The sequence below is a fragment of the Micromonospora sp. CA-248089 genome, assembly GCF_050948515.1.
GTDB lineage: Bacteria > Actinomycetota > Actinomycetes > Mycobacteriales > Micromonosporaceae > Micromonospora.
The window spans coordinates 3,031,395-3,050,059 of the sequence record NZ_CP192016.1; the positions used below are offsets into that span (position 1 = coordinate 3,031,395).

General features: G+C 72.0%; 21 protein-coding genes. 13 read left to right on the plus strand and 8 right to left on the minus strand.

Going from position 1 to position 18,665, the window contains the following annotated elements:
- Window positions 1-55: 55 nt before the first annotated feature.
- Window positions 56-475 (plus strand): hypothetical protein, encoded by a 420-nt coding sequence (locus ACQP26_RS14405; RefSeq protein ID WP_269706457.1) that lies wholly within the window; start codon window positions 56-58, stop codon window positions 473-475.
- 10 nt (window positions 476-485) lie between these two features.
- Here the strand turns inward: ACQP26_RS14405 and ACQP26_RS14410 are convergent, their stop codons facing one another.
- Genes ACQP26_RS14410 through ACQP26_RS14420 form a run of 3 tightly spaced genes read right to left on the minus strand, consistent with a single transcriptional unit; the run spans window position 486 to window position 1,599 of the window.
- Window positions 486-821: a YnfA family protein gene (locus tag ACQP26_RS14410; RefSeq protein WP_269706456.1), complete on the minus strand. Its 336-nt coding sequence runs from the start codon at window positions 819-821 to the stop codon at window positions 486-488.
- A complete protein-coding gene (locus tag ACQP26_RS14415) occupies window positions 818-1,270 on the minus strand; it encodes a MerR family transcriptional regulator (RefSeq protein WP_269706455.1) in 453 nt (150 codons plus the stop codon). Before ACQP26_RS14415 ends, ACQP26_RS14410 begins: the two co-directional genes overlap by 4 nt.
- Window positions 1,270-1,599: a hypothetical protein gene (locus ACQP26_RS14420; RefSeq protein ID WP_433495953.1), complete on the minus strand. Its 330-nt coding sequence runs from the start codon at window positions 1,597-1,599 to the stop codon at window positions 1,270-1,272. The genes ACQP26_RS14415 and ACQP26_RS14420 overlap by 1 nt, the downstream gene beginning before the upstream one ends.
- A 436-nt stretch (window positions 1,600-2,035) precedes the next feature.
- Between ACQP26_RS14420 and ACQP26_RS14425 the strand changes: the two genes are divergently transcribed.
- The 3 genes from ACQP26_RS14425 to ACQP26_RS14435 all read left to right on the plus strand — a co-directional run bounded on the left by ACQP26_RS14425 (window position 2,036) and on the right by ACQP26_RS14435 (window position 3,898).
- On the plus strand, window positions 2,036-2,218 hold the full coding sequence (locus ACQP26_RS14425; RefSeq protein ID WP_013286093.1) for a hypothetical protein: 183 nt from the start codon (window positions 2,036-2,038) through the stop codon (window positions 2,216-2,218).
- A gap of 185 nt (window positions 2,219-2,403) precedes the next feature.
- Window positions 2,404-3,144: a neutral zinc metallopeptidase gene (locus ACQP26_RS14430; protein ID WP_269707098.1), complete on the plus strand. Its 741-nt coding sequence runs from the start codon at window positions 2,404-2,406 to the stop codon at window positions 3,142-3,144.
- Window positions 3,145-3,259: 115 nt separating this feature from the next.
- A complete protein-coding gene (locus ACQP26_RS14435) occupies window positions 3,260-3,898 on the plus strand; it encodes an HAD family hydrolase (RefSeq protein WP_269706453.1) in 639 nt (212 codons plus the stop codon).
- Window positions 3,899-3,950: 52 nt separating this feature from the next.
- Here ACQP26_RS14435 and ACQP26_RS14440 read toward each other — a convergent pair whose 3' ends face one another.
- The 4 genes from ACQP26_RS14440 to ACQP26_RS14455 all read right to left on the minus strand — a co-directional run bounded on the left by ACQP26_RS14440 (window position 3,951) and on the right by ACQP26_RS14455 (window position 9,420).
- Entirely contained in the window at window positions 3,951-6,500 is a 2,550-nt protein-coding gene (locus ACQP26_RS14440) for an ABC transporter permease (protein WP_269706452.1), read from the minus strand.
- The gene (locus ACQP26_RS14445) at window positions 6,500-7,264 is read right to left on the minus strand and encodes an ABC transporter ATP-binding protein (protein ID WP_269706451.1); all 765 of its coding nucleotides are present in this window, start codon (window positions 7,262-7,264) and stop codon (window positions 6,500-6,502) included. Before ACQP26_RS14445 ends, ACQP26_RS14440 begins: the two co-directional genes overlap by 1 nt.
- A 261-nt stretch (window positions 7,265-7,525) precedes the next feature.
- Window positions 7,526-8,209 carry a response regulator gene (locus ACQP26_RS14450; RefSeq protein WP_269706450.1) on the minus strand — a complete coding sequence of 228 codons (684 nt, stop codon included), beginning with the start codon at window positions 8,207-8,209 and terminating at the stop codon, window positions 7,526-7,528.
- Window positions 8,210-8,502: 293 nt separating this feature from the next.
- Window positions 8,503-9,420 (minus strand): RecB family exonuclease, encoded by a 918-nt coding sequence (locus ACQP26_RS14455; protein WP_433495954.1) that lies wholly within the window; start codon window positions 9,418-9,420, stop codon window positions 8,503-8,505.
- Window positions 9,421-9,621: 201 nt separating this feature from the next.
- Between ACQP26_RS14455 and ACQP26_RS14460 the strand changes: the two genes are divergently transcribed.
- The 3 genes from ACQP26_RS14460 to ACQP26_RS14470 all read left to right on the plus strand — a co-directional run bounded on the left by ACQP26_RS14460 (window position 9,622) and on the right by ACQP26_RS14470 (window position 12,369).
- Window positions 9,622-10,680 carry a M50 family metallopeptidase gene (locus tag ACQP26_RS14460; protein ID WP_269707096.1) on the plus strand — a complete coding sequence of 353 codons (1,059 nt, stop codon included), beginning with the start codon at window positions 9,622-9,624 and terminating at the stop codon, window positions 10,678-10,680.
- Entirely contained in the window at window positions 10,677-11,621 is a 945-nt protein-coding gene (locus ACQP26_RS14465) for a tRNA (adenine-N1)-methyltransferase (protein WP_281577996.1), read from the plus strand. Before ACQP26_RS14460 ends, ACQP26_RS14465 begins: the two co-directional genes overlap by 4 nt.
- A gap of 175 nt (window positions 11,622-11,796) precedes the next feature.
- Window positions 11,797-12,369: a hypothetical protein gene (locus ACQP26_RS14470; RefSeq protein ID WP_013476950.1), complete on the plus strand. Its 573-nt coding sequence runs from the start codon at window positions 11,797-11,799 to the stop codon at window positions 12,367-12,369.
- 70 nt (window positions 12,370-12,439) lie between these two features.
- Here the strand turns inward: ACQP26_RS14470 and ACQP26_RS14475 are convergent, their stop codons facing one another.
- Window positions 12,440-12,733 (minus strand): ferredoxin, encoded by a 294-nt coding sequence (locus tag ACQP26_RS14475; RefSeq protein ID WP_269706448.1) that lies wholly within the window; start codon window positions 12,731-12,733, stop codon window positions 12,440-12,442.
- Between the two features lie 177 nt (window positions 12,734-12,910).
- Here ACQP26_RS14475 and arc point away from each other — a divergent pair, with 177 nt between their 5' ends.
- The 6 genes from arc to prcA all read left to right on the plus strand — a co-directional run bounded on the left by arc (window position 12,911) and on the right by prcA (window position 18,596).
- Window positions 12,911-14,692 (plus strand): proteasome ATPase, encoded by a 1,782-nt coding sequence (gene arc, locus ACQP26_RS14480; protein WP_269706447.1) that lies wholly within the window; start codon window positions 12,911-12,913, stop codon window positions 14,690-14,692.
- 166 nt (window positions 14,693-14,858) lie between these two features.
- Window positions 14,859-16,376, plus strand: a complete 1,518-nt coding sequence (dop, locus tag ACQP26_RS14485) for a depupylase/deamidase Dop (RefSeq protein WP_433495955.1) — start codon at window positions 14,859-14,861, stop codon at window positions 16,374-16,376.
- 107 nt (window positions 16,377-16,483) lie between these two features.
- A complete protein-coding gene (locus tag ACQP26_RS14490) occupies window positions 16,484-16,690 on the plus strand; it encodes a ubiquitin-like protein Pup (RefSeq protein ID WP_030504127.1) in 207 nt (68 codons plus the stop codon).
- Window positions 16,668-16,949 (plus strand): endonuclease domain-containing protein, encoded by a 282-nt coding sequence (locus tag ACQP26_RS14495; RefSeq protein ID WP_269706446.1) that lies wholly within the window; start codon window positions 16,668-16,670, stop codon window positions 16,947-16,949. Before ACQP26_RS14490 ends, ACQP26_RS14495 begins: the two co-directional genes overlap by 23 nt.
- Window positions 16,868-17,707, plus strand: a complete 840-nt coding sequence (prcB, locus tag ACQP26_RS14500; protein ID WP_181726645.1) for a proteasome subunit beta — start codon at window positions 16,868-16,870, stop codon at window positions 17,705-17,707. Before ACQP26_RS14495 ends, prcB begins: the two co-directional genes overlap by 82 nt.
- Window positions 17,708-17,762: 55 nt before the next feature.
- Window positions 17,763-18,596, plus strand: a complete 834-nt coding sequence (prcA, locus tag ACQP26_RS14505; RefSeq protein WP_269706445.1) for a proteasome subunit alpha — start codon at window positions 17,763-17,765, stop codon at window positions 18,594-18,596.
- Window positions 18,597-18,665: the final 69 nt, after the last annotated feature.

Below are 18,665 nucleotides of genomic sequence, written 5' to 3' on the forward strand. Positions count from 1 at the left end.
AACTCATCACCGCCGCCCGCTCCCGGAGGTGACAGGCGGTACTACGGTGCGCTTCATGAAGATCTCGATCGACCGGGATTCCGTGTGCATGGGCGACGACGTCGACTCGCATCGTGTGCTTCTCGACGTACGCCCCCAGCGCACCCTCGGATCGCTGCTGGCAGAGGCCCTGCGCCGGTACCCCCTGGCCTCCGTCGGCGGCGAGATCTCCTGGATCGCCGAGGTCACCTACGGCAGTTACCGTGCCGACGAACGCGGCCTCACGCACCCACCGATGAGCCACGCGCTCGCGCTGCTGCACGTGCCGTATCCGGAGGGCGAGAAGGCGATCATCCCGTTGAACAGGTACTTCCTGGACATGACACTGCGGGAGATGGCGGAGCGGGCCGGCGGGGCCGAGTTGACCCTCAACTTCCACTACCTCAGCGATGGGGCCCGCTGGCGTCCGGAGGACTTCATCGCCCGGTTCGAGTGATGGCGGACGGTCAGCCCGTCCGCGGCGCGTACATGATGACGGCGACGCCGACCAGGCAGATGGCCGCGCCGACGAGGTCGTAGCGGTCGGGCCGGAACCTGTCGACCACCATGCCCCAGGCGAGCGACCCGGCGACGAAGACGCCGCCGTAGGCGGCGAGGATGCGACCGAAGTTCGGGTCCGGCTGGAAGGTGGCCACGAACCCGTAGGCGCCGAGCGCGATCACCCCGGCGGCGACCCAGAGCAGCCCGCGGTTCTCCCGCCAGCCCTGCCAGACCAGCCAGGCGCCGCCGATCTCGGCGAGCGCGGCGAGCAGGAACAGCAGGATGGACCGGACGACCGTCATGTGTCAGACCGTAGCGACACCGGGCCGGAGGCCGGCCGGGCAGTCCGGTCGGCGCCCTCGGCGAACGGCAGGGGGCAGCAGGCGCTGCCGGCACACTCGACCGGGTCGTCGCAGCCGGCCGCGACGGCGGCCCGGAGCGTGTCGCGGACGACGGTGAGGTCCGCCAGCCGCCGTTCCACCTCGGCGAGCTTGCGCCGCGCGTGTCCCTGCAGGCCCGCGCCCCGGCCGCGTCCCAGCACGCCGGCGACCTCGTCGAGGGTGAAGCCGAGACGCTGCGCGGCCTTCACCACCCGCAGCAGGGTGACGGTCTCGGGCGGGTAGAGGCGGTGCCCGCCCGGCGACCGCCGGGGCGCGGCCAGCAGCCCGCGCCGTTCGTAGTAGCGCAGGGTCTGCACGGACACGCCGGCCGCGTCGGCGAGCCGGCCGCTGCGCAGCTCCGGCTCGCCCATCACCGGCCCCGCGCGACCGTGGCCCGCAGGGCCAGGGCATCGAGTACGCGGACGCGGGCCGCCGGCACCCGGATGTCGAGGCTCAGCGTGTCGCCGTCGGGGCGGGCGAGGTCGAACGTGAAGAAGGAGCAGCAGGCCGACTCGCAGGCGATCAGGTCCCGGGCAGCCGCTTCGGCGGTGCGGTCGAGGTGCAGCCGCAGATTCCGGTCGGACCGCCGGTCGACGCCGCGCAGCGCGTCGCGGAACAGTCCGTCGAACTCGGCCACCCGCAGCGGCCGTTCGGCGGTCGGCAGCGTGCAGGTGCCGGGCACCCAGGAATCGTCGGTCATGTCTCGACGGTAAGCCCGTACCCGGGTACCGGATGCAAGCGGCGATACCTCGCCTCGTGAGTACAGCGCTCGCCGTCCAGTCACGCCGCGGACACCGCACCACTCCCAGGCGCTGTCCCGTTTCGGTCACACGCTCGGTGGCACCGAGGCCGCGCACTCACCGGTCGGGCTGGTGCTCGCCGGGCTCTCGGTGATCGCGCGGCGACACCTGCTGCGCCACCTGCGGCCCGGCCGGCGGGCGCGGCGCCCCGGCGTGATCAACGGTCGCGACCTGCGGCGACGTCAGGAATACGGCTGTGCTCGCGCGCTCGGAGGGCTACCGTCACCGGAGTACGGGCCGGCGCGGGTCAGGCGCGCCGCGTCCACGCCCCCGCCGTCGGCGTTGACGTGGCGGAAACGCTCGGAGGCGAGCATGGGTACGACGAAAGGGGCGGACATGACCGACGAGGTGACGTCGCAGGTCCCGCCGGAACCGGCTCCCGTGCTGACCACCACACCCGCCGGCACGGGCCCGGTCGGGCCGCCGAGCAGCCTGGACCTGTGGGCACGTGCCCAGGTGCTGCACCGCTGCTTCGGCGACGACGACGGCGAGCCGCACATCATGCGCGGCCTGGACTGACCGCACCGGTCCGCTTCCCGCTCGTGCCCCCGAGGGCTCCCCGCGGCGTCGCCAGCGGAGGACGCCCCAGCTCACCGCGACCCGGTGAACGTTTCCCGACGCCCGTGCGTGAGAGCCGGTGAGCATCACCGGCGTCCGCCGGGGGTACTGCTGCGGGACACGGGTGCGACAGCCGGGAGGTCATGGTGGGGGACAGGGCGGGACGTCAGGGGCGTGGGCCGATCGCCGGACTGGTGGTGGCCGCGCTGGTCGCGGCCGGCTGCATGGCCGGCGGCTACGACCAGGGCGAGCCGCAGCAGCCCGCACCCCGGAGCAGCGCGCAGCCCGAGTCGCAGACCACCAGGGCGGACGGCACCACCAGCGTCGCCGAGTTCCAGCAGGACATCCAGGACGCGGTACGGCTGGCCGAACGGTACTGGGCGCAGCAGTTCCGCGCCTCCGGCCAGCGGTTCACCCCGATCCGGCGGGTGGTGGCCTACAGCCGCGAGGGCGAGGTGGCCTGCGCCGGGCAGGGGCTGCCGCGCAACAACGCGGTGTACTGCTCGGCCGGCGACTTCATCGCCTACGACGTGAACTGGTCGGTGGCGGCGTTCCGGCAGATCGGCGACGCGTTCCTGTTCTACCTGCTCGGCCACGAGTACGCCCACGGCATGCAGGTGCGGCTGGGCATCCGCTACAACTTCACCATCCAGCAGGAGCTGCAGGCCGACTGCATGGCCGGGGCGTACCTCGGGGACAGCGTGCGGTCCGGGGCGCTGGAGCTGGAGGACGGTGACCTGGAGGAGTTCCGCGAAGGGCTGCTGGCGGTCGGCGACGACCCGGACCAGCCCTGGTTCGCCGAGGGCTCGCACGGCACCGCCGAGCAGCGCAGCGAATCGTTCTTCCGGGGGTACGAGAAGTCGCTCGGCGCCTGCGGTCTCGGGTGATGCCACGGGTCACCCCGATCGGGGACGGTGCCGGGCGCATCGGGCGTGGCTGGCAGGATCGGCGGGGTACGCGTACCGAAGGAGGCCCCCGCTGAGCAGCAAGCACCCCGCCGCCGTGCTCTTCGACATGGACGGCACCCTGGTCGACAGCGAGAAGCTGTGGGACGTCGCGTTGCAGGAGCTGGCCGCCGTGTACGGCGGTGTCCTGTCCGGGGACGCCCGCCGCGCGATCGTCGGCACCGGGATGGCCGACGCGATGCGTATCGTGCACGACGACCTGGGCCAGCCGGAGCGGGACGTCCAGGCCAGCGCCGACTGGATCAGCGCCCGGATCCTGGAGCTGTTCCGCACCGGGCTGCAGTGGCGTCCGGGCGCGCTGGCGCTGCTGCGCGCGGTACGCGACGCCGGCATCCCCACCGCGCTGGTCACCTCCAGCGGCCGGTCCCTGGTCGAGGTGGCTCTGGACACGCTGGGCCGGGACAGCTTCGACGCGGTGGTCTGCGGCGACGAGGTGGACGCGGCCAAACCGCACCCGGAGCCGTACCTGACCGCCGCGCGTCTGCTGGGCGTGCCGGTCGAGCGGTGCGTGGCGATCGAGGACTCACCGACCGGGGTGGCGAGCGCGCTCGCCGCCGGTGCGGCGGTGCTGGCGGTGCCGGCAGAGGTGCCGCTGGCGCCCGCCGACGGCGTACACCAGATGGAGAGCCTGCTCGGGGCGGACCTGGAGCTGCTCGCGGCCCTGCTCAACCGTTAGGAAGGGCCCCTTCTTATGCACGAGGCGTTAAGAAGGGGCCCTTCCTTTCACGTCAGTCGTGGGCGATGGCGCCCAGGACGTTGATCCGCGCGGCGCGGATCGCCGGCAGGACCGCCGCGACCACGCCGATGATCGCGGCCAGGATCAGGAACGTCACCATCTGACCCCACGGCAGGACCAGGTCGGTGATGCCCTCGTCCTTGAGCGCCTCGACCACCGCCGCGCCGAGACCGGTGCCTACCACCACGCCCAGCAGCGCGCCGAAGATGGAGATCACCACCGCCTCGACCGTGATCATGCGCATGGTCTGGGCGCGGCGCAGGCCGATGGCTCGCAGCAGGCCCAGCTCCCGGGTCCGTTCCAGCACCGACAGCGCGAGCGTGTTGATGATGCCCAGCACCGCGATCACGATGGCCAGCGCCAGCAGGATCTGGATCATCTGGAGCAGGGAGTCCAGCTGCCCGGTCTGCTGCTCGATGAACGCGGCCCGGTCCGCCACCGACACCTCGGGGCTGTCCGCCAGCAGTCGCTCGACCTGCGGCTGCACCGCGTCCACCGACGTGCCGGGGGCGAGCTGCAGGAAGCCCTGGATGGGCTGCGGGATGGCGAAGTCCGCCGCAGCCTGCGGCGGCAGCGTCACCGGGTTGGTCAGCTGCGAACTCTCGTAGATGCCGCTGACCGTGTAGGTGCGGGCCTCACCGCGGGACAGCTGCACCGGCACCGTCGAGCCGACGGAGAGGTTGCGTGCCTTCGCGGTGTCGGAGCTGACCAGCATCTGGTCCGGCGCGAGGGTGCTGATGTCACCGGCGGCGGCCTTCGCCCCGAAGATCTGCTGGAGCGCGGCCACGTTGCTCGACGCGGCCACCCAGGTCCGCTCGCCGCCGACCACGCCCATGTCGCCGTACTCGCCGGAGACCATCCGCACGCCGGGAATCGCGGCGGCCTTCTCCAGCACCGCCGGGTCGAAGCTCGCCGGACGCGGCCCGGTCGTGGACCCGGAGATCACCAGCTCCGCCTTGATGTTGTCCTCGGCCAGCTTGCCGATGCTGCCCTTGGCCGAGTCCAGGATCACCGTCACGCCGGTGACCAGGGCGATGCCCACCATCAGCGCGGCCGCGGTGATCGCGGTGCGCCGCGGGTTGCGGCCCGAGTTGAGCCGGCCCAGCTTGCCCGGCACCGACCAGGAGAACAGCGTGCCGAGCAGCGAGACCACCGGCCGGCTGATCACCGGGGTCAGCAGCGCCACCCCGATGAACGCGAACAGCACGCCACCGAGGATGGTCGCCAGGGTGCTGTCGCCGGCGTGCCCGCCGAGACCGAGGAACAGCAGCACCGCGCCGATGCCGGTGACCACCGCACCGCCGATGGTGACCTTGGTCAGCGGCCGGTCCGGCGTGGCGACGTCCTGCATCGCGGCGATCGGCGGGATGCGCGAGGCGCGCAGCGCCGGCAGGAGCGCGGCGATCACCGTGATCAGCATGCCGACCGCGAACGCGCCGATCACCGCCGAGGCCGGCACGCCCAGCCCGGCCAGGGTCAGACCCCCGGCGAGCTGACCGAACAGGTACGCCAGCAGCGCGCCCACGCCGATGCCGGCGGCGAGCCCCAGCACCGAGGCGATCAGGCCGACCGCGAGCGCCTCCAGCACCACCGAGCCGATGACCTGCCTGCCGCTGGCCCCGATGGCCCGCATCAGGGCCAGCTCACGGGTGCGCTGCGCCACGATGATCGAGAACGTGTTGAGGATCAGGAACGTGCCGACCAGCAGCGCCACCGCGGCGAACCCGAGGAGGATCTTGTTGAAGAACGACAGCCCCTCCTTGAGGCCGGCCGAGGCGTCGTCGGCGAGCTGCTCGCCGGTCTTGACCTGGTAGCCGGTGCCCAGCGTGCGGGCCAGCTCGTCGCGCAGCGCGGCCGGCGTGGTGCCGTCGGCGGCCTGGACGCTGATGTTGCTGAACATGTCCGGCTTGCCCAGCATCAGCTGCTGCGCCACCGGGGTGGTGAAGTAGATCTCGTTGGCGCCACCGATCGAGTCCCGGCCGCCGCTGTAGCCGAACACGCCGACGAGCGTGAACTCCTTCTTCGGGGCGAGCGTCAGCACACCGACCCGGTCGCCGACCTTGACCTTGCCCGCCTCGGCGAGCGAGGTGTTGATCACGATCTCGTCGTCGGCCTGCGGCGCGCGGCCCTCGCGTATCTCCACCAGGTCGCTCTCACCGAGCCAGTTCTGGCCCAGCTGCGGCGGACCGAACGAGGTGACCACCTTGCCGTTGCTGCCGATCATGCGGGCGCCGTCGGCGGCGACCACACCCTTGGCGTCGGCGACGCCGGGCGCTGCCTTGACCTGGTCGAGCACGGATGCCGGCAGCGGGGTGCTCAGCGGCATCCCCTCGGCCGTGGAGACGTCGATCTTCGGCTTCGCCTCGACGCTCACGTCGACCTCGGCGTACGCGTCGGCGAAGACCGCGTCGAAGGACCGCCCGAGCGTGTCGGTGAGCACGAACGCGCCGGAGACGAACATGACGCCGAGCACCACCGCCAGCCCGGACAGAAGCAGGCGCAGCTTGCGCGCCAGCAGGCTCTTGAGCGTTGCCCGCAGCATCAGTTGCCCACCTCGACCGGGGCGTCCAGCTTCTTCATCGTGTCCAGCACCGTCTCGGCGGTCGGCTCGATCAGCTCCGAGACGATCTGCCCGTCGGCGAGGAAGACCACCCGGTCGGCGTACGCGGCGGCGGTCGGGTCGTGCGTGACCATGACGATGGTCTGGCCGTGCTCGCGCACCGAGTTGCGCAGGAACTTGAGCACCTCGGCGCCGGAGCGGGAGTCCAGGTTGCCCGTCGGCTCGTCCGCGAAGATCACCTCGGGACGGGCCACGAGCGCCCGGGCGCACGCCACGCGCTGCTGCTGGCCGCCGGAGAGCTGCGCCGGGCGGTGCCCGAGCCGCTCCCGCAGGCCGACCGTGTCGATCACGACGTCGTACCAGGCCGGGTCGGGCTTGCGCCCGGCGATCGACAGGGGCAGCAGGATGTTCTCCTGCGCGGTGAGCGTCGGCAGCAGGTTGAACTGCTGGAAGATGAAGCCCACCTTGTCGCGGCGCAGCTTCGTCAGACCCGCGTCGTTGAGACCCGTCACGGTGGTGTCGCCGATCATCACGGTGCCCTTGGTCACCGTGTCCAGACCCGCGAGGCAGTGCATCAGTGTGGACTTCCCGGAGCCCGACGGCCCCATGATCGCGGTGAACCGGCCGCGCTCGAACTCGGCGCTCACCCCCCGCAGGGCGACGACCTGCGCCTCGCCGCTGCCGTACACCTTCCACACATCGTTCGCCCGGGCCGCGGCCTGCTCTCGGCCTACCGTCGCGGTCACGTCATCTACCTCTTCCGTATGGTCGTTCTGCTGCCGCACCGCCCCCGCTGGCCGGTGCGGCGGAATCCATCCTCGAGGTCGCGAGGCCGAAATCCCTCCGACCTGGGGTGGAATCCGCGCCGATCTTCCGCTGAGGGTCGCCCCCCATCCGGGCTCAGGGTGACCCCTGACCGGTCGGCGGCGCCGACGTCAGGCCCTTACCTGGCGTGATGGTCAACACATCAGCCCCGCCGCTGGTCACGGTAGGTGACCCGCGCCACCTCACCCGCCGGGACGGACCAGGCCCGTCTCGTACGCGAGCACGACGGCCTGCACCCGGTCGCGTAACCGTAGCTTCGTCAGCACATGCCCGACATGGGTTTTCACGGTGGTCTCGCTGACCGACAGCACCCGGGCGATCTCCGCGTTGGACAGTCCGCGCGCCATGTGGGTAAGCACCTCGCGTTCCCGCTCGGTCAACGGCTCCAGCGCCCGCGCCGGCGCGGCGGACGGGTCCGGCAGCATCGGGGCGAAGCGGTCCAGCAGCCGGCGCAGGACGCGCGGGGACATCACCGCGCCGCCGGCGGCCACCGTGCGGATCGCCGCGACGAGGTCCTCGGCCGGCACGTCCTTGGTCAGGAAGCCGCTCGCCCCGGCACGCAGCGATCCGACGACGTGTTCGTCCTGCGCGAACGTGGTGAGCACGAGCACGCGTACCGGCAGCCGGGCGGACACGATCGCCCGGGTGGCGGCCACGCCGTCCAGACGGGGCATCCGGATGTCCATCAGCACCACGTCGGGCAGCAGCCGCCGGGACAGCTCCACCGCCTCCGCGCCGTCGCCGGCCTCGCCCACCACGTCGAGGTCGTCCTCCGCGCCGAGCACCATCCGGAATCCGGTACGCAGCAGCGGCTGGTCGTCGGCGAGCAGGACCCGCACCGGCCGGGACACGGCGCCCTCGGTCATGCGTCCCCCTCGTCGTCCGGGCGGCCCTCCGGCCGGACACCCGCGCAGACCCGGCGCGGGATCGGCCGCACCCACGGTAGAGGGCGGCGACCGCCCGCACCCCGGCCAGGCCACCCCGTTCCCGCAGGATGGCCGCACCCGCCCGAGCCGCGCCCCGCCCCGGCCGCCCCATCGCTCGATGATCATGAGGTTGGCCGGTGGGAAAGCGCTTCCCGAGGCGGTCAACTTCATGATCACCGCGTCGGTGCCGCACTGCGGTGGGGGAGGAGGGGGTGGGGTGTGGGGGTGTGGGGTTACTCGTCGGCGCCCGGTGGTGCCGGGCGGGAGCGGGCGTCCACCAGCGGGTCGGGCGCGGCGGCGGGCGTCGGGAACGGCGGCGGCGTTCCGCCGTAGCTCGGGCACAACGCCTGGTGGTTGCACCAGTCGCACAGGCGGCTCGGCCGGGGACGGAAGTCCTGCCGGGCGGTGGCCTGCTCGATCGCCCGCCACAGCGCCACCACGGTGCGCTCGAAGCGCACCAGCTCCTCGGCGTCCGGCGCGTAGTCGCACACCTCGGCGTCCTTGAGGTAGAGCAGGCGCAGCACCCGCGGCACCACGCCACGGGTGCGCCACAGCACCAGGGCGTAGAACTTGAGCTGGAACAGCGCCCGCGCCTCGAACGCCTCCCGCGGCGCCCCGCCGGTCTTGTAGTCGACCACCCGCAGCGCGCCGTCCGGCGCGACGTCGAGCCGGTCGAGGTAGCCCCGGATGAGCAACTCGTCGTCCACCACCGCGGAGATCAGCGCCTCGCGCTCGGCCGGCTCCAGCCGGCGCGGATCCTCCACCGCGAAGTAGCCGTCGAGCAGCGCCGTGGCCGACCGGAGGAACTCCTGCGGCCCGACGGCGTCGCCGTCGGCGAACAGCGTGGCCAGCTCCGGCTCCTCGGTGACCAGGCGGTCCCACTGCGGGGCGACCAGATCACCGGCCGACTCCGGGGTGCGCGCGGCGGCCGGCAGGTCGAACAGCCGCTCCAGCACGGCGTGCACGAGCGTGCCCCGGGCCTGCTCGACTGTGGGCCGCTCGGGCAGCCGGTCGATGCTGCGGAACCGGTAGAGCAGCGGGCAGGTCTTGAAGTCGGCCGCCCGCGACGGTGACAACGAGGCCCGCACCGTGACCGGCGCCGCTGCCGCCGTCTGGTCACCGGGACTGTCGATCATCGGTTCCGCCGTCATGCCCGGAAGGTTAGGGCACGCGTGTGACAGGGCCGGCGCCGCCGCACCGGAGCATGATCGGATCCCCGGTTCGCGGCCGAGGCGGCCCGGTCCACGCGCTCACGTAGCATCGAGCCGGTGCAGCAGCGGAGCCGAGGACCCCGCCGGCCGGGGCTCAGCCTCGGCCGGGTCCTCGGGGTACCGCTGCGCGTCGACGCCTCGATGCTGCTGCTCACCGTCGTGGTCACCGTGCTGTACGCGGCGCTGGCCCGCCGCCAGCTCGACCTCGGCCCGCTCGGCGGCTACCTGGTCGGCCTCGGGTTCGTGATCTCGCTGCTCGGCTCCGTGCTGCTGCACGAGCTGGGGCACGCGCTGACCGCCCGCCGGTACGGCATCGGTGTGCGGGGGATCACGCTGGAGCTGCTCGGCGGGTACACCGAGATGGACCGCGACGCCCCCAGCCCCCGGGTCGAGCTGCTGATCTCCCTGGCCGGCCCGGCCGTGTCCGCGGTGCTCGGCGCCGGCGCGGTCGCCGCCACCCTCGCCCTGCCCGCCGGCACGCTCGGCCACCAGCTCGCCTTTCAGCTCGCGGTCAGCAACGTGGTGGTGGCGATCTTCAACAGCCTGCCCGGGCTGCCGCTGGACGGCGGGCGGGCGCTGCGCGCCGCGGTGTGGGCGCTCACCCGCGACCGGCACCGCGGCACCGAGGTGGCCGGCTGGGTGGGCCGGGCCGTCGCGCTGGGCACGCTGGTGCTGGTCGTGGTGCTCACCATGCGCCGGGCACTGGCCCCGCTGGCCCTGCCGCTGCTGCTGCTCGTCGCGCTGACGCTGTGGCGCGGCGCCGGTCAGTCGATCCGGATGGCCCGCATCGGCCGGCGGCTGCACCTGGTCGACCTGGCCCGGCTGGCCCGCCCGGTGCTCGCCGTGCCCACCGGCACACCGCTGGCCGAGGCCCAGTGCCGCCGCGACGAGGCGGGCGCCACCGGGGCGGCGCTCGGCGTGGTCGACTCGGCCGGCCGTACCGTCGCCCTGGTCGACCCGGCCCGCGTCGCCGCCGTACCCCCGGAACGAAGGCCGTGGGTCGCGGTGGACGAGGTGGCCCGCGACCTGTCCGCCGTGCCGGCCCTGCCGGCCGGGGCGGACGGCGAGCGGGTGCTGGAGACCGTGCGCACCCACCCGGGCGCGCAGTACGTCGTGACGGCAGGCGAAGATGTGGTCGGCGTGCTGCACATCGCGGATCTCGCCCAGCTCCTGGAACCCGAACGGAAGACGAACACGTGACCGCAGAGATCTCCACCGTCCCGGCGCTGCCCCCGGTCCACCGCGGGCCGTTCCGGCCCGGCGACCGGGTCCAGCTCACCGACCCGAAGGGCCGGATGCACACCGTGACGCTGGAGCCCGGCAAGGAGTTCCACACCCACCGCGGGATCCTCAAGCACGACACCCTGATCGGCCTGCCCGACGGCAGCGTGGTCACCACCTCCGGCGGCGGCACCGCGTTCCTGGCGCTGCGACCACTGCTGTCGGACTACGTGCTGTCCATGCCGCGCGGCGCCCAGGTGATCTATCCGAAGGACTCGGCGCAGATCGTCGCCATGGGCGACATCTTCCCCGGCGCCAAGGTGCTGGAGGCCGGCGCCGGATCCGGCGCGCTGTCCTGCTCGCTGCTGCGGGCCGTCGGCACCGAGGGCGAGCTGCACTCGTTCGAGGTACGCGACGACTTCGCCCAGATCGCCCGCCGCAACGTCGAGGCGTTCTTCAACGGCCCGCACCCGGCCTGGAACCTGCACGTCGGCGACGTCGCCGACTGCGCCGAGACCGGATTCGACCGGATCATCCTGGACATGCTCACCCCGTGGGAGATGCTCGACATGGTCGAGCGGGCGCTCGTGCCCGGCGGCGTGCTGATCGGCTACGTGGCCACCACCCCGCAGCTGTCCGAGCTGGTCGAGGCGCTGCGCGAGCGCGGCGGCTGGACCGAGCCGCGCGCCTGGGAGTCGCTGGTGCGCGACTGGCACGCCGAGGGGCTCGCGGTCCGCCCGGACCACCGGATGATCGCCCACACCGCGTTCCTGGTCTCCGCGCGCAAGCTCGCCCCCGGGGTCACCGCGCCGCCGCGCCGGCGCAAGCCCAGCAAGGGCGCCGAGGCGTACGCGCAGCGCCGTGACGCCCTGCGCGCCGCCGCCGCGGCCCGCGCGGCGACGGAGCCGGAGGAGTCCTGACCCCCGCCGCGCGGGCGCGCGCGCACGGGCGGATCATGTGTGCCGGTGGGGACGACACCTGAGCGGGTGGAGACGGTGGCATGAGCGAGCGGATCGGGGCGCGCGTCGGGCGGCGCGCCCGTGCCGGTGACCGAAACCGATGGCGGCGCCGCGGCGCGGGTCGGCGGGAGGCGGCGTGAGCAACCCCGGCTACGGCAACGGCGACCTGCCCGCAGTCTTCCCGGACTGGTCGCCCTACACCGACCTGGAGTCGGCCGCCCGGGCTTACCTGCGTGACCCGGACATCGCGCTGGAGGCGCTCGACGGCGTGCTGCGCGGCGCCTCGGTGCTCGGCTTCACGCTGGAACGCTTCGTCAACGAGGTCAACGGCGTGTGGCAGGAGGTAGTCGTCTGCGACGGCAGCCGGCTGGTGCTCTGGCATGGTGAGGACGTGCCGCCGGGGGAGGGGCCGCCCGGCGCGATGACCTCCTCGCTGCGGGTGGTCCCGCTGTCCACCGTCACCGAGGTCGGCTGCCGGCGGCGGCTCATGCGCGCCGACAACGGCACCGTACGGGTTGACAGCATCGACGTGTACCTGCTGCTCAGCTCGCTGGACGAGGCGCCGCCCAGCGACGAGGCGATCGGCGCGCCCCGGCACGACGCGCTGCGCTTCGGCAAGACCCTCGACGACGGCGGTGCCGGGCAGATCGCCCGGCTGGAGGAGTTCGCCCGGCTGGTCGCCTCGGTCGTCGGCCGGCCCCTGCTCTGACCGGTCCTGGACACGGAAAGCACGACGGGCCGGGGACGTGTGTCCCCGGCCCGTCGTGTCCGTCTCCGCCTCAGTCGTCGGCCTCCGGGCCGGCCACCTCGACGCCGTCGCTGCCGCGCACGACGTGGATGCACTCGCCCGGGCACTCCTTCGCCGAGTCGATCACCTCGAGGCGCAGGTGTTCCGGCACGTCCACCCGGGCACCGGCGGCCTGCCGCAGCTCGCCGTCCGGCCCCTTGACGTACGCCAGGCCGTCGACGTCGAACTCGAAGACCTCCGGCGCGTACTGCACGCAGAGCCCGTCACCGGTGCAGAGGTCCTGATCCACCCAGACCTGCAACTGGTCGGTCGCGACGTCGGTCACGAAGCACCCCCCATGTTCTCCCGTCCCACGCTCCGACGGTACCCGAACGCCCGTACCCACCCCGCGACCAGCCCTTCGCGATCAAGCTTCGGTGACGAGCGCGTTGCTGTGGACCGAATCGGGCTCATAGCGGCTAGTGTTAGGTCAGAACGTTCAAGCCCCCCGGGGAGGTGGGACGTGGCACGCAGCGACGACGCGGACTCGCGCGCCGCACGGTGGGAAAAGGAAGCCCACGATCTCTCCACGCAGGTCGCGTTCCTGCAAGAGGAACTCGCTCTGGTGCGGCGCAAGTTGACCGAAAGCCCCCGACACGTCCGGCAGCTCGAAGAGCGGCTGGCGGCCACCCAGGCACAGTTGGCACGGCTGACCGAGAACAACGAACGGCTCGTGAGCACCCTCAAGGAGGCTCGCGCGCAGATCGTGACGCTCAAGGAGGAGATCGACCGTCTCGCCCAGCCGCCGAGTGGCTACGGCGTGTTCCTGGCCAAGCACGACGACGGCACGGTGGACGTGTTCACCGGCGGGCGCAAGCTCCGGGTGGCCGTCTCGCCCTCGCTCGAGGTCGACGAGCTGCGCCGTGGCCAGGAGGTCCTGCTCAACGACGCGCTCAACATCGTCGACGCGTTCGGCTACGAGCGGGTCGGCGAGGTGGTGATGCTCAAGGAGATCCTGGCGGGCCCCGAGGGCGCTCCGGGTGACCGGGCACTCGTGGTCTCGCACTCCGACGAGGAGCGGATCGTGCACCTCGCCGAGACCCTGATCGGCAGCGCGATCCGGGCCGGCGACTCGCTCATGATCGAGCCCCGCTCGGCGTACGCGTACGAGCGGATCCCCAAGAGCGAGGTCGAGGAACTGGTCCTCGAGGAGGTGCCCGACGTCAACTACGAGGACATCGGTGGCCTCCACTCGCAGATCGAGCAGATCCGCGACGCGGTGGAACTGCCCTTCCTGCACTCCGACCTGTTCCGCGAGCACCAGCTCCGGCCGCCGAAGGGCATCCTGCTCTACGGCCCACCCGGCTGCGGCAAGACGCTCATCGCCAAGGCGGTGGCCAACTCGCTGGCCAAGAAGATCGCCGAGCGGGAGGGGAAGGACCGGCACACCAGCTTCTTCCTCAACATCAAGGGCCCCGAGCTGCTCAACAAGTACGTCGGCGAGACCGAGCGGCACATCCGGCTGATCTTCCAGCGGGCGCGGGAGAAGGCCGGTGAGGGCACGCCGGTGATCGTGTTCTTCGACGAGATGGACTCCGTTTTCCGCACCCGCGGCTCCGGCGTCTCCTCCGACGTGGAGAACACCATCGTCCCGCAGCTGCTCAGCGAGATCGACGGCGTGGAGGGCCTGGAGAACGTCATCGTCATCGGCGCCTCCAACCGGGAAGACATGATCGACCCGGCGATCCTGCGCCCCGGCCGGCTCGACGTGAAGATCAAGATTGAGCGGCCGGACGCCGAGGCGGCGAAGGACATCTTCTCCAAGTACATCCTCGCCGGCCTGCCACTGCACGCCGACGACCTGGCCGAACACGGCGGCGACGCCCAGGCCACCGTCGCGGCGATGATCGACGCGGTGGTCCTGCGGATGTACTCCGAGACCGAGGAGAACCGCTTCCTCGAGGTCACCTACGCCAACGGCGACAAGGAAGTCCTCTACTTCAAGGACTTCAACTCCGGCGCGATGATCCAGAACATCGTCGACCGGGGCAAGAAGATGGCCATCAAGGAGTTCCTCACCTCCGGGCGCAAGGGTCTGCGCCTGCAGCACCTGCTCGACGCCTGCGTCGACGAGTTCCGCGAGAACGAGGACCTCCCGAACACCACCAACCCCGACGACTGGGCCCGCATCTCCGGCAAGAAGGGCGAGCGGATCGTCTACATCCGCACGCTCGTCTCCGGTGGCAAGGGCACCGAGGCCGGCCGGTCCATCGAGACCGCCAGCAACACCGGTCAATACCTGTAGTCCGACCGCTCGACGGAGGCCCGTGGCGTACGCGCCGCGGGCCTCCGCGCGTCCTCAGGCACGCCGCCACACCGGACCCGGCGCTGCCGCCACGCCCCCTGCGCGCGTCACGCCGACTACGCTCGACATGACGGGGACCGGGACGGCGAGCGGAGCGGGCAGGTCGATGAGCGTCAGAAGGATCATGGGCACCGAGGTCGAGTACGGCATCTCCGTGCCCGGCCAGGCCGGAGCCAACCCGATGGTCACCTCCTCCCAGGTGGTAAACGCCTACGGGGCGCGGCCGGAACTCAACCGGGGCGGCCGGGCCCGCTGGGACTACGAGGAGGAGTCGCCACTGCGCGACGCCCGCGGGTTCACCTACTCCGGTGCCGCGTACGACCCGGCCGAGGCGCTCGCCGACGAGGACCTCGGGCTCGCCAACGTCATACTCACCAACGGCGCCCGGCTCTACGTCGACCACGCCCACCCGGAGTACTCCACACCCGAGGTCACCAACCCCCTCGACGTGGTGCGGTGGGACAAGGCGGGGGAGCGGGTGATGGCCGAGGCGGCCCGCCGCGCCGCGACCATCCCGGGCACCCACCCGATCCACCTGTACAAGAACAACACCGACAACAAGGGCGCCAGCTACGGCGCGCACGAGAACTACCTGATGCGTCGGCAGACGCCCTTCGCCGACATCGTGGCGTACCTGACGCCGTTCTTCGTCACCCGGCAGATCGTCTGCGGCGCGGGACGGGTCGGCATCGGCCAGGACGGCGGCCAGAGCGGCTTCCAGATCTCCCAGCGGGCCGACTTCTTCGAGGTCGAGGTGGGGCTGGAGACGACGCTCAAGCGGCCCATCATCAACACCCGCGACGAGCCGCACGCCGATGCCGACAAGTACCGCCGGCTGCACGTCATCATCGGCGACGCCAACCTCTCCGAGATCTCCACGTTCCTCAAGGTCGGCACCACCTCGCTGATCCTCGCCATGATCGAGGAGAAGGCCCTCGGCGCCGACCTGGGCATCGCCGACCCGGTGGCCGAGCTGCGCGCGGTCAGCCACGACCCGTCGCTCAAGCACCTGATGCGGATGCGCGACGGCCGCAAGCTCACCGCGCTGGACGTGCAGTGGGCGTACCTGGAGCGGGTCGGCTCCTTCGTGGACGACCGCTACGGCAAGGATGTGGACGCGCAGACCGCCGACGTGCTGCGCCGCTGGGAGAGCGTGCTGGACCGGCTCGGCCGGGACGCGTTCGAGTGCGCCGACGAGCTGGACTGGGTGGCCAAGCTGCGGCTGCTGGAGGGCTACCGGGAGCGGGAGAAGCTCGGCTGGGGCTCGCACAAGCTGCAACTGGTCGACCTCCAGTACTCCGACGTGCGGCCGGAGAAGGGCCTCTACCACCGCCTGGTGCAGCGCGGCTCGATGAAGACGCTGCTCACCGACGAGCAGACGCGCACCGCGATGACCGAGCCGCCGGAGGACACCCGGGCCTACTTCCGCGGCCGCTGCCTGGACCGGTACGCCTCCGAGGTGGTCGCCGCGAGCTGGGACTCGGTCATCTTCGACGTGGGCCGGGAGTCGCTGGTCCGAGTGCCGATGATGGAGCCCGAGCGGGGCACCCGCGCGCACGTCGGCGAGCTGTTCGACCGCTGCGAGAGCGCCAAGGACCTGCTGGAGACGCTCACCAGCGGGTGACCCCGATGCCGGAAGGCCCGCCGGGTGCCGGAAACGGGCACGCGACGGGCCTTTCGTCGCTCCCGCGAGGTAAGTTGATCGCAGGCGATCGTGGAGGAGGCACCACCATGGCGACGCAAGAGGGTGGGCAGACCCAGTCCGGCAAGTCCCGCGAGGAGGTCGACGAGGTCACCGCTGAGGCCAACCCCGAGGTGGCCGAGCGGCACGCCGAGATCACCGAGGACGTGGACGACCTGCTCGACGAGATCGACTCCGTCCTGGAGGAGAACGCCGAGGAGTTCGTTCGGGGATATGTACAAAAGGGCGGCCAGTGAGGCATATGTCCGTTTCGCCCGCCAGGGCGACGGGCGGGCCGTCAACCGCCGGCACCACGATGATCGCACCGGACGGGTGCGGGGGATAATCTGCTTCAACTGCAACGGTGGTCTTGGCCGGTCCCGGGATGCTCCCTTGGGGCCGGCCGGGGCGATCACGTACCTGAGAGGAACCACGTGGCAGCGGGTTTTGATCCATCCGGGCGTCTTCCAGATGTGTTCACCAACGCGGGGACGTCCTCCTTCACAGCGTTCCTGAGCAAGGTGGCCCCCGAGATGCTGCCCGGCCGTCGGCCGCTGCCGCCCGGCATGGCCGCCGACATGGCGCCGCACGCCACCACCATCGTGGCCATCTCGGCCGCCGGTGGTGTGGTCATGGCCGGCGACCGGCGCGCCACGATGGGCAACCTGATCGCCCAGCGCGACATCGAGAAGGTGCACCCGGCCGACGCGTACTCGCTCGTCGGCATCGCGGGCACCGCCGGCATCGGCATCGAGCTGATGCGACTGTTCCAGGTGGAGCTGGAGCACTACGAGAAGATCGAGGGCGCGATGCTCTCGCTCGACGGCAAGGCCAACCGGCTGGCGTCGATGATCCGCGGCAACCTGGGCGCGGCCATGCAGGGCCTCGCGGTGATCCCGCTGTTCGCCGGCTTCGACCTGGCCGCGAGCGACCCGGCGCGGGCCGGGCGGATCTTCAGCTTCGACGTGACCGGCGGCCCGTACGAGGAGACCGGTTACGACGCCATCGGCTCCGGTTCGCTGTTCGCCAAGTCCGCGCTGAAGAAGCGGTTCCGGGCCGGCCTGTCGGTCGAGGACGCGACGCGGCTGGCGGTCGAGGCGCTCTACGACGCGGCGGACGACGACACCGCTACCGGCGGCCCCGACCTGACCCGGCGGATCTACCCGGTCGTGATGACCGCTACCGCCGAGGGCACCCACCGGCTCACCGACGCCGAGACGGCGGCGATCGCGGAGAGCGTGGTGTCCGGCCGGATGGAGAACCCCGGCGGCTGATGCCGCCCCGCACCGTCCACCGAGTCAGCAGTCCCGCAGAAGGAGAACCGCCGCCGTGGCCATGCAGTTCTACGCCTCGCCCGAGCAGATCATGCGCGACCGCTCCGAGCTGGCCCGCAAGGGCATCGCCCGGGGCCGCAGCGCGGTGGTCCTGAGCTACGCGGGCGGGGTGCTCTTCGTCGCCGAGAACCTGTCCAGCACGCTGCACAAGGTCAGCGAGATCTACGACCGGATCGGCTTCGCCGCCGTGGGCCGGTACAACGAGTTCGAGAACCTGCGCCGCGCGGGCGTGCGGATGGCCGACCTCAACGGGCTCAGCTACGACCGCCGGGACGTGACCGGCCTGGCGCTTGCGAACGCGTACGCGCAGACGCTGGGCGCGATCTTCACCGAGCAGTCGAAGCCGTTCGAGGTGGAGATCTGCGTGGCCGAGGTGGGCGCCACCGCCGAGGACGACTCCCTCTACCGGGTGACCTACGACGGCTCGGTGAACGACGAGCCGGGCCGGATGGCGATGGGTGGTCAGGCCGAGGCGATCAGCGGGGTGCTGAAGAACGAGCACCGGCCGGAGATGTCGCTGTCCGAGGCGGTGCGCGCCGCGATGAAGGCGCTGAGCAGCGTCGGCGGTGAGGGCGGGGCGGCCCGGACGATCGCCGCGAACCAGCTGGAGGTGGCGGTCCTGGACCGGCGCCGGGTGGGGCGTACGTTCCGGCGGGTGACGGGCGCCGCGCTCACCGCGCTGCTGGACGGCGACGCCGAGGCCGACACCGCCCCGGCGCCGGGCCGGGCGAAGACGCCGGCCGTGCCGACGGAGGAGGCGAAGAAGCCGACCACGTCGGCGGGTTCGGCCGATCTGGAGGGCAACGCGGAGGACAAGCCCGCCGAGTGAGATCCGCGCTCGCGGACCCCGCCACCTCGCCGAGGTGGCGGGGTCTTTCGCGGACGGAGCCCGCCGCCT